The following is a 14269-nucleotide window of genomic DNA, read 5'->3' as shown; positions in this document are numbered from 1 at the left end:
GCCGCATGCCAGACATCGTCGATCGGGACATCAACCGAGTCCTCGTCGCCAACCGAGGCGAGATCGCCCGTCGCGTCTTCGCCACCTGCCGGCGCATGGGTCTCGGCACTGTCGCCGTGTTCTCCGACGCGGACACGCGAGCCGCGCATGTCGCCGAGGCCGATGCCGCAATTCGTTTGCCGGGCAACACTCCTGGCGAGACGTACCTGCGGTCCGATCTGATCATCGCCGCCGCCCGGGCGTCCGGCGCCGACGCCATCCACCCCGGCTACGGATTCCTCTCGGAGAACGCCGAATTCGCCCGCGCGGTACTCGACGCGGGACTGACCTGGATCGGCCCGCCGGTCGAGGCCATCGAGTCGATGGGCTCCAAGGTCGAGTCCAAGAAGATGATGGACGCCGCGGGGGTGCCGGTACTTGCCGAACTCGATCCCACGAAGGTTTCGGAGGCAGATCTGCCCGTGCTGGTGAAAGCGTCCGCGGGTGGCGGTGGTCGTGGTATGCGCGTCGTGCGGACCCTCGACGAACTGCCCGGACAGCTCGCTGCCGCCCGCCGGGAGGCCGAATCGGCGTTCGGCGACTCGACCGTCTTCTGCGAGCGTTACCTCGAGACCGGTCGCCATATCGAGGTCCAGGTGATGGCCGACGCGCACGGGACGGTGTGGGCGGTCGGCGAACGTGAGTGCTCGATTCAGCGTCGTCACCAGAAGGTCGTAGAAGAGGCGCCCTCGCCGCTGGTCGAACGCATTGACGGCATGCGCGAGCGGCTTTTCGACGCATCGCGGCTGGCGGCGGAGGCGATCGACTACCTCGGCGCCGGCACCGTCGAATTCCTCGCGGACGAGAACGGCAACTTCTACTTCCTGGAGATGAATACCCGCCTGCAGGTGGAGCATCCAGTCACCGAACTCACCACCGGTCTCGACCTGGTCCGGTTGCAGTTGCAGGTCGCCAGTGGCTACCGGCTGCCGGCCGAGCAGCCCGCGAAACGCGGCCACGCGATCGAGGTGCGGCTCTACGCGGAGGACCCGGCGCACAACTGGCGTCCACAGAGCGGGTACCTGAACAGCTTCGATGTTCCGGCCGCGACCGTGGAGTTCGAGAACCCGGGCTCGCCGGGCATCCGGTTGGACAGCGGCGTGCAGGACGACACCGCGGTCAGCGTGTACTACGACCCGATGCTCGCCAAGGTGATCTCCTACGGCGAAACCCGCGCCGAGGCCGCCCGCCTTCTCGCGAACGCATTGGCCGGAGCGCGGATTCACGGCCTGGTCACCAACCGCGACCTGCTGATCAACGTGCTCCGTCACCCGGCGTTCCTGGCCGGTGACACGGACACCGCGTTCTTCGACCGGCATGGCCTGGACACGTTGGCGGCAAGTGTCGTCAGCGATGAGAACGAGGCATTGTCGGCTGTCGCAGCGGCTCTTTCGGATGCTGCCGCCAACCGTGCCGCGGCCCGCGTCGGTGCGAGGCTGCCGGGCGGTTGGCGCAATATGCCGAGCGATGCACAGGTCAAGACGTACGAGAACGTCTCGGGCGCGGTGCACGAAGTGCGTTACCGGGCAGCGAGATCGGGCGTCGACGTGGTCGGCCACGATGGTGTCGCGGTGATCGAGACTGCTCCGGATCGCGTCGTCCTCGAGATCGATGGCGTGCGAAGGCGATTCGAGGTTTCGCGCTACGGGTCGTTGGTGTGTGTCGACTCGCCACTCGGACCGGTGACCCTTACCCGGCGGCCGCGATTCGTCGACCCAGCCGACCAGGTGAGTGCGGGATCGCTCCTGGCGCCCATGCCCGGCACGGTCATTCGCGTGGCCGTTCAGCCGGGCGAGCGGGTCAGCGCGGGACAACCGATTCTTTGGCTCGAGGCCATGAAGATGGAGCACACGATCTGCTCGGCGACGGACGGCGTGCTCACCGAACTCAACGCCGAAGTCGGCCGACAGGTAGATGTCGGCGCCGTCCTGGCAGTGGTCGAAGATCCCACCGCCGAAGCACACGCAGCCCAATAACCGACGTCCGGAAAACCTGGAGGAACTGTGACCGTCATCGAAACCGAGGAACAGCGCGAACTGCGCGCCGCCGTTGCCAAGCTGGCGCAGAAGTACAACTACCGGGACTACGTGCAGGCGAAGGGCCGCAACCACGAGCCGCTCACCGAACTGTGGGATGAGGCGGGCAAGCTCGGCTTCCTCGGCGTCAACCTGCCCGAGGAGTACGGCGGCGGCGGGGCCGGTATCTATGAACTCGCACTCGTGCAGGAGGAACTCGCCGCGCAGGGTGCGGGCCTACTGCTGGTCGTGGTGTCCCCGGCGATCTGCGGCACCATCATCGCGAAGTACGGGACCGACGCCCAGAAGGACCGCTGGCTGCCGCGCCTCGCGGACGGCTCCACCAAGATGGTCTTCGGAATCACCGAGCCCGATGCGGGATCGAACTCGCACCAGATCACCACGACGGCCCGCCGTGATGGGGACGAGTGGATCCTGAACGGCCGCAAGGTCTTCATCTCCGGTGTCGACCAGGCCGAGGCGGTGCTGATCGTCGGTCGTACGGAGGATGCGAAGACCGGCAAGCTGCAGCCTGCCCTGTTCATCGTGCCCACCGATACGCCGAACTTCGTCGCGCAGCCGATGGAGATGGACATCATCTCGCCGGACAACCAGTTCCTGCTTTTCATGGATGATGTTCGGCTGCCGGCGGATGCGTTGGTCGGCTCCGAAAATGCTGCGCTGATGCAGCTTTTCGCCGGCCTCAACCCGGAGCGCATTCTCGGCGCTGCGATGGCGGTGGGCATGGCGCGCTACGCCCTCGATCGTGCTGTCGCCTACGCGAACGAGCGCACCGTGTGGAAGACGCCTATCGGCGCGCATCAGGGCATCGCGCACCCGTTGGCGCAGATCAAGATCGAGACCGAGCTCGCCAAGCTGATGATGCAGAAGGCCGCGGTGCTGTACGACAGCGGCGACGAGATGGGCGCAGCCGAAGCGGCGAACATGGCGAAATACGCCGCCGCGGAAGCCGCTATCAAGGCGCTCGATCAGGCCATCCAGACTCACGGCGGTTCCGGTTTGACCAAGGAGCATGGCCTCGCGTCGATGCTTGCCGGCGCACGCATCGGGAGGGTCGCGCCCGTGAGCCGTGAGATGGTGCTCAACTTCGTCGCACAGCATTCGCTGGGCCTGCCGAAGTCGTACTGAGGCAGCCGATGACCGACACCACAACTGAGCCGTACGTCCGCTACGCGGTCGACGCGGGCTTCGCCACGGTCACGCTCGATTCGCCGCACAACCGCAATGCGATCTCGCCGAAGCTCGTGACCGAGCTTTCGGCGGCGCTCGCGGACGCGGCTGCGGATGACACCGTGCGCGGGATCGTGCTCACCCACGCGGGGAACACGTTCTGCGCCGGAGCGGATTTGTCCGCGGCGAGCAACCCCGACCCTGCGGTTGCGGCGGACGAGCGGACGCGGGCGATGATCGACCTGCTGCGCGGCATCGTCGAGCACCCCAAGCCCGTCATCGCCCTGATCGACGGGCATGTGCGGGCCGGGGGCATGGGCATCGTCGCGGCGTGCGACTTGGTGGTGGCCGGTCCGGCGAGCACGTTCGCACTCACCGAGGTACGAATCGGGGTGGCACCGTTCATGATCTCGCTGACCTTGTTGCCTCGTCTCGACCCACGCGCGGCGAGCCGGTACTACCTGACCGGGGAGAAGTTCGACGCTGCCACCGCCGTCGACATCGGGCTTGTCACGATTGCCGCCGACGATCCCGTTGCGGCCGTTGCCGGCTTGCGGGCCGAGTTGGGCAAGGCGTCCCCGGTCGGGCTCGCAGAGGCCAAGCGGCTGGCGAATGCGGCGATGGTGGCTGGATTCGATTCGGACGCAGAGGAATTGGCGCGGCGGTCGGCGCTATTCTTCGGCACCGACGAGGCCATCGAAGGCATAACGGCGTTCCTCCAGAAGCGCCCGCCACGCTGGGCGATTTAGGCTGCCGAGATGACCAGCCGTGAACCGAAGCAGGACCGCAGTCGCGCCACAAGGGCGCGCCTGCTGTCGGCGACGGTCGACTGCCTGGCCGAATTAGGCTGGGGTGCAACAACTGTCGCCGTCGTCGCCGAGCGGGCCGGAGTGTCGCGCGGTGCGGCGCAACATCATTTCCCGGTGCGGGAGGACCTGATCACCGCCGCGCTCGAGGTGATGTTCGAGAGTCGGACGTCGGCCGCGTCGGCAAGGTTGACGGCACAGGCAGGGCAGGGGCGCACGGAGGAGTTGGTCGCACAACTCGTCGAGTACTACGTGAGCCCGCTGTTCAAGGCGGCGCTGCAGGTCTGGACCGCGGCGGCGGCGGACCCTGCCCTGCGCGAGCGGATCGTCCCACTCGAGGCGAGGTTCGGTCGCAGCGTGCACCGACTGGCGATCGAGGCGCTCGGCGTCGACGACTCCGACCCGACCACGCACCACCTCGTGCAGGCAACCCTCGACCTCGCCCGTGGCCTCGCCCTGGCCGATGTGCTGCACGACGACTCCGTGCGGCGGCGTGAGATCGCGCAGACGTGGGCTGCAACGCTGCATGCGGCACTCAAGATGCCGTCGTTGACCGACTGAATCCGCCGTCGTTCAGTGCCCTTCCCGGGTGCAAACATTCTTCCCGGGGCCGAAATTTCGCCCCCTTTTACACATTTCGCACCCGGGAGCGCCGTCCTCAAGCGAGTGTCGATACCCCTGGTTTGGGTCGAAATCCGTTGGTGAGCACGTCAATCAGCCCGTCGAAGTGCGACATCGCCTCGCCCGTGGCGGTGGCACGAGTAAGTACGCGATACAGCGGCGCACCTACGAGCGCGTCCGCGACCGCACCCAGGTCGACGTCTGCGCGTACCTGGCCGGCATCGACCCCTTGGCGCAGCCGGGCCACGACGCCATCGCGCTGGGGGCCGGTGAGTTGTCGATAGAGGGAATCGCCATCGTGGGGGTCGTCAGCCGCAGCTGCAGCGAGGGCGCGCAGGAGGATTGCGTTATCCGGTGACGCAGCGAAGGCAGCGGCCTGACGCATCAATGTGCGCAGATCCTCTGCGATGTCACCGGTGTCGGGTATCGATACCACCGCGTCCGGAGCGCCGTAGGCGTCCATGATCGCTTCGGCCACCAAAGGCGCTTTCGACGGCCACCGCCGATACACCGTCTGCTTCCCGACGCCGGCTTGTTCGGCGACTCGGTCCATCGAGACATCGGCGTACCCGCACTCGACGAGCAGAGCGCGGGTGGCTGCGAGGATCGCGTTGTGCGCCTCTCGGCTGCGCGGACGGCCCCGGCGCGCTTCGGTCATGCCGCGAGCTTACGGTCGCCCGGAATTACAAGACAATTTTTCTCGTAAAGACTTCCGCTGGTCCGGTCGCGGTTGTATACATGGGACCCATGCAACCGGGATTCGTACGCCATGTGGGGGCGCTGGCCGTATCGCTGGGGATGGGTGCCCTGGTGGCAACCGGGAGCGGTGTGGCCTCGGCCGACCCGGCAACCGTTGTGCAGCAGCCCAAGTGGGACAGCGCGTTCACCGGCGATCCGTCGATTGTCACGCAAGCGTTGGTCGAGGGACTGAGAGCCGCCACGTCGGTGACGGAGATGCTTGGCTTCGATGCCTTCACCACTTTCGCTCGATTGGCGTCGAGTACCAGCCCACCGCCATTCTTGACGCTGGGACTCGACGTGCAGCGATCCGACTTCGCGGGAATGCAGGTGTTGACGCTGCGGCCCGCGAATCCGTCCGGCAAGCAGGTCGTTGCCCTCCATGGTGGAGCCTTCTCCATCGAAGCCACAGCCATACATTGGGTCGATTACGTGTGGCTGGCCCACGCGACCGGAGCGACGGTCAGCGTGCCGATCTATCCGCTCGCGCCGACCAATGGAGGGACCGCCGACAGCGTTATTCCGAAGCTGGCCGATCTTGTTTCGGGTCAAATCGCCGCGCACGGCGTGCGCAACGTCAGTGTGTACGGGGATTCGGCAGGCGGCACACTGGGATTGGCAATCGGTCAAGAACTCGTCCGACGTGCCGAGCCAGTTCCGTCGAGCATGGTGTTGCTGTCACCCGTGCTTGACCTCTCATTCAGCAACCCCAACATCGGCTCGGTCAAAGACCCGGTCCTGAATCGTGAGGCGGTGGGTGCGGACCTGCCGAGCTGGGCGGGTGGGCTCAGCCTTACCGATCCGATGGTCAGCCCGCTGTACGGATCGCTCGAGGGTCTGCCGCCGACGTGGATTTACTCGGGATCGCTGGAAATGCTCGCTCCCGACGCGGCTCGGTTGCAGCAGCGGGCGCACGCCGAAGGCGCGGACAACCTGCACTTCGTTCTCCGGAAAGGTCTGATCCACGACTGGGCGCTCCCGGTGTCGCCCGAAGGATTCTTCGTCCGCGACGACGTCTATCGACAGTTGGGCCTGATCGGGTCTTGACCGGGATCGTTGTGACGTCCGGACGAATTGGCTTCAGGGAAGGGAAAAGCAGAAATGTCGGTATCGGTGATCACGGGTGGCGCGGGCGGAATGGGCCTGGCCACGGCCAAGGTGGTGGGCCGCACTCACGAGGTTGTGTTGTGCGACGTTCGAGCCGCCAAGCTAGAGGCCGCGCTCCAGGTGCTGGAACGTGAAGGAATCGCAGCGAAGGCGGTCAACTGTGACGTCACAGACCGTCGTGCCGTCGCGGATTTGTTCGAGACCGCGGCGGGCCTTGGCTCGATCGCATCGGTGATCCACACCGCCGGCGTCAGTCCCAGCATGGGAGCTGCCGAATACGTCATGCGCACCAATGCGATTGGCACACTCAAGGTCAACGAGGCCTTCTGCGATGTTGCGGCTGAAGGTGCGGCGATCGTCAACGTGGCGTCGATGGCTGCCCATCTGCTGCCCGCGGAGATGCTCCCCGAACAGCATTTCTCGCTCGCGTTCGACGACGAGGAGAAGTTCGTCGCGGAGATGTTGGCGGCGTGCAGTGTGGTCGCCGAGGAGCAGCGCTCGAGCATCGCGTACCCGATCAGTAAGGCGTTCGTGAAGTGGTACAGCTCGTCCCAGGCCGAACGGTTCAACGGCCGCGGATTGCGCATCGTTTCGGTGTCGCCCGGATCGATCGATACCGAGATGGGCCGGCTGGAGGCTGAAGCTGGCGCCGGCGCCATGGTGGAAGCGGCCGCGGTTCCGCGATGGGGAACGGCGGAAGAAATGGCGGATCTCCTGGCGTTCTGCGCCAGCGACAAAGCGGGCTACCTGACGGGCACCGACATCCTCAACGACGGTGGCGTCATCGCGTCTCTCCGGCAGCGGTCCGCGGTAGCCGCCAAGGGCAATCCGTCCTGACGACGCTCCGCGACCCCTCCGCGAATGGAAGATTTGTTGCGTTGGACGGGACGAATGCTTCCATTCACCCCGCAAAAGGTGCAATCGGCCGCGGCTTCCCGCAGCCCGGCCAGATTGCGTGGTTACGGAAGGTAGTCCTCGGCGGTCACGAACTCCGAAATACTCGTCTATCTGCGATCGAATCGCCCGGTCAACGCAGTGGGGATTCTCACGCAAGGGCACCCTTACTGGAATGCGGGAAGTAATTCCGTCACACTTATGTTGTGAAAACCGTGGGAGCGACGCAGACGCAGGTCGGGGCCGGTGGCGACACCATGCCCGCAGCGTCCGGCGCCCAGGTTCCCGGCGATGGTCAGACGCGCGCCGCCGTGGTGCGGTTGTTGCTGGAAGACGGCCCGATCACGGCGACCGCAATCGGTGAGCGACTCGGTCTGAGCGCTGCCGGAGTACGTCGCCATCTCGATGTGTTGATCGACGGTGGTCAGGCGCGTGCGATGCAGCCCGCAGCATGGCAGCACAAGGGCCGTGGACGTCCCGCCAAGCAGTACCAGCTCACCGCGAGTGGCCGGGCCCGGCTTGGCCACACCTACGATGACTTGGCAAGCGCCGCGATGCGGCAATTGCGCGAGGTCGGTGGTGAGGCCGCGATAAAGGATTTCGCCCGCAAGCAGGTCCAGGCCGTGGTAGCCGATATCGATCCGGTCGCCGAGCACACCCCCGAAGCCACCTCCGCCAAAGCCGCCGAGATAGCGGACGCGTTTTCGTCGGCCGGCTTCGCCGCGTCGACCCGCACGGTCGGTAGCGGCGTGCAGCTGTGCCAGCATCATTGCCCGGTGTCGCACGTCGCCGAGGAGTTCCCCGAGCTGTGCGAGGCGGAGATGGAAGCATTCCGCGAGCTGCTCGGCACTCACGTCCAGCGGTTGGCGACCATCGCGAACGGCAATGACGCCTGCACTACCAACGTGCCGCTGCTTGCGGTGCCGAACGCCCCGCCGGCCAGGGCCAAACCCAGGACCGGCAAGACTCAGCCCAGCACGACCCAGGCCGATGCGCAGCCCGCACCGGCCACCGAGACTCCGGAAGGAGTGCGATGACTGTCGCAGACCAGGTGACACCACCGTTGACCCAAGAGGAGACGATCGACTCCCTCGGCAAATACGGCTATGGCTGGGCCGACTCCGACGTAGCGGGCGCGAGCGCGCAGCGCGGTCTGTCGGAGGCTGTCGTCCGCGACATCTCGTCGAAGAAGAGCGAGCCCGAATGGATGCTCGAGACGCGGCTCAAGGCCTTGCGGATCTTCGATCGCAAGCCGATGCCGAATTGGGGCAGCAACCTCGACGGGATCGACTTCGACAACATCAAGTACTTCGTCCGGTCGAGCGAGAAGCAGGCCGCGTCCTGGGAGGATCTACCCGAGGACATCAAGAACACCTACGACAAGCTGGGCATCCCGGAAGCGGAGAAGCAGCGCCTCGTCGCCGGTGTCGCCGCGCAGTACGAGTCCGAGGTCGTGTACCACTCGATCCGTGAGGATCTCGAGGCGCAGGGTGTCATCTTCCTCGACACCGACACAGGCCTGCGGGAGCACCCGGAGATCTTCCAGGAGTACTTCGGCTCGGTCATCCCGGCCGGTGACAACAAGTTCTCCGCGCTGAACACCGCCGTCTGGTCCGGCGGATCGTTTATCTACGTGCCGCCGGGTGTGAAGGTCGACATCCCGTTGCAGGCCTACTTCCGGATCAACACCGAGAACATGGGCCAGTTCGAGCGGACCCTGATCATCGTCGACGAGGGCGCCTCGGTGCACTACGTCGAGGGCTGCACGGCACCGATCTACAAGTCCGACTCGCTGCACTCCGCGGTCGTCGAGATCATCGTCAAGAAGGGCGGCCACTGCCGCTACACGACGATCCAGAACTGGTCGAACAACGTGTTCAACCTCGTCACCAAGCGCACCAAGGTCGAGGCCGGCGGATCCATGGAGTGGATCGACGGCAATATTGGCTCCAAGGTCACCATGAAGTACCCGGCCGTGTGGATGATGGGCGAGCACGCCCGCGGCGAGGTGCTCTCCATCGCGTTCGCCGGCGAGGGCCAGCACCAGGACACCGGCGCGAAGATGCTGCACCTGGCGCCGAATACCTCCTCGACCATCGTGAGCAAGTCGGTCGCGCGCGGCGGCGGCAGGGCTTCCTACCGCGGGCTCGTGCAGATCAACAAGGGCGCACACGGCTCGAGGTCGACGGTGAAGTGCGATGCGCTGCTCGTGGACACGATCAGCCGCAGCGACACCTACCCCTACGTCGACATCCGCGAGGACGACGTGACGATGGGTCACGAGGCCACCGTGTCCAAGGTGAGCGACGACCAGCTGTTTTACCTGATGAGCCGCGGGCTGTCCGAGGACGAGGCCATGGCGATGGTGGTGCGCGGTTTCGTCGAGCCGATCGCCAAGGAACTGCCGATGGAGTACGCGCTCGAACTGAACCGCCTCATCGAGCTGCAAATGGAAGGGGCCGTCGGCTAAATGACGTCCACAGAGAACGTGGCGGCTGCGGCGGAAGCCCGCACCCCCGCGGCAAACAAGGGCGAGGTCTTCACGTCGTTCGACGTGAACGCTTTCGAGGTGCCCTCGGGTCGTGACGAGGCGTGGCGGTTCACCCCGCTGCGCCGCCTGCACGGCCTGCACGACGGCACCGCGACCGCCGACGGTGCCGCCGAGGTGGCCGTCGATCAGGTCGACGGCGTGACAATCGAGACGGTCGGTCGTGATGACAGCCGCCTCGGTGCCGCCGGCGTCCCGGCGGATCGGGTTGCAGCGCAGGCATATTCGTCGTTTGCTACGGCGACCGTGATCTCGGTCGGCAATGAGATCGAGGTGGCCGAGCCGCTGCACGTGCTGATCACCGGCCCGGGTGAGGGCAAGACGGCGTTCGGGCACTTGCAGATCCGTCTCGGTAACTTCGCCAAGGCGACCGTGCTGATCGATCAGCGTGGCAGCGGAACCTACGCCGAGAACATCGAATTCGTGATCGGTGACAGCGCCACCCTCACCGTCGTGGCGGTGCAGGACTGGGCCGACGACGCCGTGCATGCCACCGCGCACCACGCGCGACTCGGTCGTGACGCCCTGCTGCGGCACACCGTGGTCACCCTCGGCGGGGACGTGGTGCGCCTCACCGGAACCGTGAAGTACGACGGGCCCGGCGGCGACGCAGAGTTGCTCGGTGTCTACTTCGCCGACGACGGTCAGCATTTCGAACAGCGTTTGCTGGTGGATCATTCGCAGCCGCACTGCAAGTCGAACGTGTCCTACCGCGGCGCGCTGCAGGGTGACCCGGAATCGGGCAAGCCCGACGCGCACACCGTGTGGGTGGGTGACGTGCTCATCCGCGCCGAGGCCGAGGGCACCGATACCTACGAGGTGAACCGCAACCTGGTGCTCACCGATGGTGCGCGCGCCGACTCGGTGCCCAACCTCGAGATCGAGACGGGCGAGATCATCGGTGCCGGACACGCAAGTGCCACCGGGCGTTTCGACGACGAGCAGCTGTTCTACCTGCGCGCTCGCGGTATCCCGGAGGACCAGGCCCGCCGCCTGGTGGTGCGCGGCTTCTTCAACGAGATCATCGGCAGGATCCCGGTTCCCGAGGTGCGCGATCGACTCTCCGCCGCCATCGAGGCCGAGCTCGCCGCGGTCGGCGTCTGACCCAACGACTTATCGAATAATCACGAGGAACTTTTATGACAACGCTGGAAATCAAGGACCTGCACGTAGAGGTCGCCAATCCGGACGAGGGCGCCGAGCCGATCCGGATCCTCAAGGGTGTCGACCTGACGGTCCGCTCGGGCGAGACGCACGCAATCATGGGCCCCAACGGCTCGGGCAAGTCGACGCTGTCCTACGCGATCGCCGGCCACCCCAAGTACACCGTCACCTCCGGCTCGATCACCCTCGACGGTGAGAACGTGCTCGAGATGAGTGTCGACGAGCGCGCCCGCGCCGGCCTCTTCCTGGCCATGCAGTACCCCGTCGAGGTACCCGGCGTCTCGACGTCGAACTTCCTGCGCACCGCAGTCACCGCCGTTCGCGGCGAGGCCCCGAAGCTGCGGCACTGGGTCAAGGAGGTCAAGTCCTCCATGGCTGAGCTCGAGATCGATCCGGCCTTCGCCGAGCGCAGCGTCAACGAGGGCTTCTCCGGCGGCGAGAAGAAGCGTCACGAGGTCCTACAGCTCGGCCTGCTGAAGTCGAAGATCGCGATCCTCGACGAGACCGACTCCGGTCTGGATGTCGACGCGCTGCGGATCGTGTCCGAGGGCGTCAATCGCTACAAGGAACGGGAGAACGGCGGGGTCCTGCTGATCACGCACTACACCCGCATCCTGCGCTACATCGCGCCCGATCACGTGCACGTGTTCGTCGGTGGCCGGATCGTGGAGTCCGGCGGCAGCGAACTTGCCGACGAGCTCGACGCGAACGGCTACGTCCGGTTCACCGGCGCGGCGCAGTCGCAGGAAATCGGCACAGCGACCGCAGGAGCGTGACCATGACGGCCCTCGAAACGAAGGACATCACCAGCCTGGATGTTGCCGGGATCAGGGCCGACTTTCCGATCCTGAGCCGGACGGTGCGCGACGGTAAGCCGTTGGTGTACCTGGATTCCGGTGCGACCTCGCAGCGTCCGGTTCAGGTACTCGACGCGGAACGCGACTTCCTCGTCAACTGCAACGCCGCCGTGCATCGTGGTGCGCATCAGCTGGCCGAGGAGGCCACGGACGCATACGAGGATGCCCGCGCCGCCATCGCGAAGTTTGTCGGCGCGGCAGCGGCCGAGCTGGTGTTCACCAAGAACGCGACCGAGTCACTGAACCTCGTGACGTACTCGTTCGCGGATGACCGCTCGCCGTACGCGCTTGGTCCGGGCGACGAAATCGTCATCACCGAGCTCGAGCATCACGCGAATCTCGTGCCGTGGCAGGAGCTTGCGCGGCGTACCGGCGCGACGCTGAAGTGGTTCGGTGTGACCGAGGAGGGCCGGATCGACCTCGACTCGCTCGAGCTGTCGCCAGCCACCAAGGTCATTTCGTTCACCCACCAGTCCAATGTGACCGGTGCGGTGGCACCCGTGGACGAGCTCGTTCGTCGCGCCCGCGCGGTCGGCGCGCTGGTCGTGCTCGACGCCTGCCAGTCGGTGCCGCATATGCCGGTCGACTTCCATGCACTCGACGTGGACTTCGCGGCGTTCTCCGGACACAAGATGCTCGGCCCTTCCGGGGTCGGCGTGCTCTACGCCCGACGCGAGATTCTGAACGCGTTGCCGCCCTTCATTACCGGTGGATCGATGATCGAGACCGTGACGATGGAAGGCAGCACCTACGCGGCCCCGCCGCAGCGGTTCGAGGCCGGCGTGCCAATGACCTCCCAGGTCGTCGGGCTCGGTGCTGCCGTGCGTTATCTCGAGGCCATCGGCATGGAAAACGTTGCGGCGCACGAGCATGCACTCGTCGAAAAGGCGTTGACCGAACTCGGCAAGATCGACGGAGTCCGGATCATCGGACCGACCGAGAACGTCGAGCGCGGGGGAGCGGTGGCGTTCCTCGTCGACGGTATCCACGCCCACGACCTCGGGCAGATCCTCGATGACGAGGGTGTCGCGGTCCGCGTCGGTCACCACTGCGCCTGGCCGCTGCACCGCAAGTTCGGCGTTGCAGCCACCGCGCGTGCATCGTTCGCGGTGTACAACACGCTCGACGAGGTTGATGCGCTGGCCGCGGCCATCCGCAAGGCGCAGGACTTCTTCGGAGTGAGCGCAGCGAACGACCATGGACCCCGAGTGAGCGCAGCGAACGACCATGGACCCCGCGTGAGCGCGAAGGGCGACGGGGCGGCCTAAACCATGCGCATGGAGCAGATGTACCAGGAAGTGATCCTGGACCACTACAAACACCCGCACAATCGCGGTCTGCGCGAGCCGTTCGGTGCCGAGGTGCAGCACGTGAACCCCACTTGCGGCGATGAGGTCACGCTGCGCGTGCACATCGACGCGGACGGCAACGTCGCCGACGTCTCCTACGACGGGCAGGGCTGCTCGATCAGCCAGGCGTCGACCTCTGTGCTCACCGATCAGGTCATCGGCCTGCCTGTGCAGCAGGCGCTCAAGGTCGTCGACTCGTTCAACGAGATGATCGGCAGTCGCGGCACCGTGGAGGGTGACGAGGACGTGATCGGCGACGGTATCGCGTTCGCCGGTGTGGCGAAGTATCCGGCGCGCGTAAAATGCGCATTGCTGGGCTGGATGGCGTTCAAGGACGCTGTCGTCCGTATTCAAGACACGGAGGCGTCATGAGTGATAATTGCGAAGCCCTACTCATGAAAGCCGACCGGGTGCGGGTGTCCCGCAAAACACAGGAGGCATCATGACCGAAGTCGAATCGGCAACCCCGCAGTCCCCGGAGTCGATGAAGTTGCTCGAGGACCTCGAAGAGGCGATGCGTGACGTCGTCGACCCCGAACTCGGCATCAACGTCGTCGACCTGGGTCTCGTCTACGGCATCACGCTCGAGGACGACGAGGCCACCGCGGTGCTCGACATGACCCTGACCTCGGCCGCCTGCCCGCTCACCGACGTGATCGAGGACCAGTCGCGCAACGCACTGGTGAAGGCCGGCCTCGTCAGCGAGCTGAAGATCAACTGGGTCTGGATGCCGCCGTGGGGCCCGGACAAGATCACCGAGGATGGCCGCGAGCAGCTGCGGGCGCTCGGCTTCACCGTCTAGACCGTACGCGCCCTTCCCGGGTGTAAACCTTGTTTCGGGGGCCGAAACTTCGCCCCCCGATACATAATTCGCACCCGTTTGCGGGGGCACGGCCGGGGCGAATTATGTTCGTGGGTGCGAAGTTTTGCACCCGGACCC

General features: G+C 65.8%; 14 protein-coding genes. 13 read left to right on the top strand and 1 reads right to left on the bottom strand.

What is annotated here, in order from left to right; translation table 11 throughout:
* Window positions 1–5 precede the first annotated feature (5 nt).
* The 4 genes from A8G08_RS05195 to A8G08_RS05180 are packed head-to-tail and all read left to right on the top strand — an operon-like array spanning window position 6 to window position 4612.
* Window positions 6–2015: an acetyl/propionyl/methylcrotonyl-CoA carboxylase subunit alpha gene (locus A8G08_RS05195; protein ID WP_068271196.1), complete on the top strand. Its 2010-nt coding sequence runs from the start codon at window positions 6–8 to the stop codon at window positions 2013–2015.
* A gap of 27 nt (window positions 2016–2042) precedes the next feature.
* Entirely contained in the window at window positions 2043–3203 is a 1161-nt protein-coding gene (locus A8G08_RS05190) for an acyl-CoA dehydrogenase family protein (protein ID WP_068271066.1), read from the top strand.
* 8 nt (window positions 3204–3211) lie between these two features.
* Window positions 3212–3994, top strand: a complete 783-nt coding sequence (locus A8G08_RS05185; protein WP_068271063.1) for an enoyl-CoA hydratase family protein — start codon at window positions 3212–3214, stop codon at window positions 3992–3994.
* A gap of 9 nt (window positions 3995–4003) precedes the next feature.
* Window positions 4004–4612: a TetR/AcrR family transcriptional regulator gene (locus A8G08_RS05180; RefSeq protein WP_068271061.1), complete on the top strand. Its 609-nt coding sequence runs from the start codon at window positions 4004–4006 to the stop codon at window positions 4610–4612.
* A 97-nt stretch (window positions 4613–4709) separates the two neighbouring features.
* Here the strand turns inward: A8G08_RS05180 and A8G08_RS05175 are convergent, their stop codons facing one another.
* Window positions 4710–5330, bottom strand: coding sequence for a TetR/AcrR family transcriptional regulator (locus tag A8G08_RS05175; RefSeq protein WP_068271058.1), 621 nt, complete (start codon window positions 5328–5330; stop codon window positions 4710–4712).
* A gap of 80 nt (window positions 5331–5410) precedes the next feature.
* On the opposite strand from A8G08_RS05175, the gene A8G08_RS05170 reads away from it, so the two are divergent.
* From A8G08_RS05170 to A8G08_RS05130, 9 genes are all read left to right on the top strand, one after another.
* Entirely contained in the window at window positions 5411–6457 is a 1047-nt protein-coding gene (locus A8G08_RS05170) for an alpha/beta hydrolase fold domain-containing protein (RefSeq protein WP_084435960.1), read from the top strand.
* A 54-nt stretch (window positions 6458–6511) separates the two neighbouring features.
* Entirely contained in the window at window positions 6512–7354 is an 843-nt protein-coding gene (locus tag A8G08_RS05165) for an SDR family oxidoreductase (protein ID WP_068271053.1), read from the top strand.
* Between the two features lie 314 nt (window positions 7355–7668).
* Window positions 7669–8448: a helix-turn-helix transcriptional regulator gene (locus A8G08_RS05160; protein WP_084435963.1), complete on the top strand. Its 780-nt coding sequence runs from the start codon at window positions 7669–7671 to the stop codon at window positions 8446–8448.
* Window positions 8445–9881, top strand: a complete 1437-nt coding sequence (gene sufB, locus A8G08_RS05155) for a Fe-S cluster assembly protein SufB (RefSeq protein WP_068271050.1) — start codon at window positions 8445–8447, stop codon at window positions 9879–9881. The genes A8G08_RS05160 and sufB overlap by 4 nt, the downstream gene beginning before the upstream one ends.
* Window positions 9882–11063: a Fe-S cluster assembly protein SufD gene (sufD, locus tag A8G08_RS05150; RefSeq protein WP_068271047.1), complete on the top strand. Its 1182-nt coding sequence runs from the start codon at window positions 9882–9884 to the stop codon at window positions 11061–11063.
* Window positions 11064–11098: 35 nt separating this feature from the next.
* Window positions 11099–11899 (top strand): Fe-S cluster assembly ATPase SufC, encoded by an 801-nt coding sequence (sufC, locus tag A8G08_RS05145; RefSeq protein ID WP_068271044.1) that lies wholly within the window; start codon window positions 11099–11101, stop codon window positions 11897–11899.
* A 2-nt stretch (window positions 11900–11901) separates the two neighbouring features.
* Complete coding sequence (locus A8G08_RS05140; RefSeq protein WP_084435959.1) at window positions 11902–13248, top strand: cysteine desulfurase; 1347 nt, start codon at window positions 11902–11904, stop codon at window positions 13246–13248.
* Window positions 13249–13251: 3 nt separating this feature from the next.
* The gene (sufU, locus tag A8G08_RS05135; protein ID WP_068271041.1) at window positions 13252–13701 is read left to right on the top strand and encodes a Fe-S cluster assembly sulfur transfer protein SufU; all 450 of its coding nucleotides are present in this window, start codon (window positions 13252–13254) and stop codon (window positions 13699–13701) included.
* Window positions 13702–13771: 70 nt separating this feature from the next.
* Window positions 13772–14131 (top strand): metal-sulfur cluster assembly factor, encoded by a 360-nt coding sequence (locus tag A8G08_RS05130; protein ID WP_068271037.1) that lies wholly within the window; start codon window positions 13772–13774, stop codon window positions 14129–14131.
* Window positions 14132–14269 lie beyond the last annotated feature (138 nt).

Source organism: Aldersonia kunmingensis, assembly GCF_001646865.1.
Lineage (GTDB): Bacteria > Actinomycetota > Actinomycetes > Mycobacteriales > Mycobacteriaceae > Aldersonia > Aldersonia kunmingensis.
The sequence above is the reverse complement of the archived record's forward strand: the minus strand, read 5'-3'. Positions and strand labels throughout refer to the sequence as shown.

Bases quoted from the DNA above. Each gene is read 5' to 3' on its own strand.
- A8G08_RS05180 (WP_068271061.1), top strand. From the start codon at position 4,004: ATGACCAGCCGTGAACCGAAGCAGGACCGCAGTCGCGCCACAAGGGCG.
- sufB (WP_068271050.1), top strand. From the start codon at position 8,445: ATGACTGTCGCAGACCAGGTGACACCACCGTTGACCCAAGAGGAGACG.
- sufU (WP_068271041.1), top strand. From the start codon at position 13,252: ATGCGCATGGAGCAGATGTACCAGGAAGTGATCCTGGACCACTACAAA.
- A8G08_RS05195 (WP_068271196.1), top strand. From the start codon at position 6: ATGCCAGACATCGTCGATCGGGACATCAACCGAGTCCTCGTCGCCAAC.
- A8G08_RS05130 (WP_068271037.1), top strand. From the start codon at position 13,772: ATGACCGAAGTCGAATCGGCAACCCCGCAGTCCCCGGAGTCGATGAAG.
- A8G08_RS05165 (WP_068271053.1), top strand. From the start codon at position 6,512: ATGTCGGTATCGGTGATCACGGGTGGCGCGGGCGGAATGGGCCTGGCC.
- sufC (WP_068271044.1), top strand. From the start codon at position 11,099: ATGACAACGCTGGAAATCAAGGACCTGCACGTAGAGGTCGCCAATCCG.
- A8G08_RS05170 (WP_084435960.1), top strand. From the start codon at position 5,411: ATGGGACCCATGCAACCGGGATTCGTACGCCATGTGGGGGCGCTGGCC.
- A8G08_RS05175 (WP_068271058.1), bottom strand. From the start codon at position 5,330: ATGACCGAAGCGCGCCGGGGCCGTCCGCGCAGCCGAGAGGCGCACAAC.
- A8G08_RS05160 (WP_084435963.1), top strand. From the start codon at position 7,669: ATGCCCGCAGCGTCCGGCGCCCAGGTTCCCGGCGATGGTCAGACGCGC.
- A8G08_RS05140 (WP_084435959.1), top strand. From the start codon at position 11,902: ATGACGGCCCTCGAAACGAAGGACATCACCAGCCTGGATGTTGCCGGG.
- sufD (WP_068271047.1), top strand. From the start codon at position 9,882: ATGACGTCCACAGAGAACGTGGCGGCTGCGGCGGAAGCCCGCACCCCC.
- A8G08_RS05185 (WP_068271063.1), top strand. From the start codon at position 3,212: ATGACCGACACCACAACTGAGCCGTACGTCCGCTACGCGGTCGACGCG.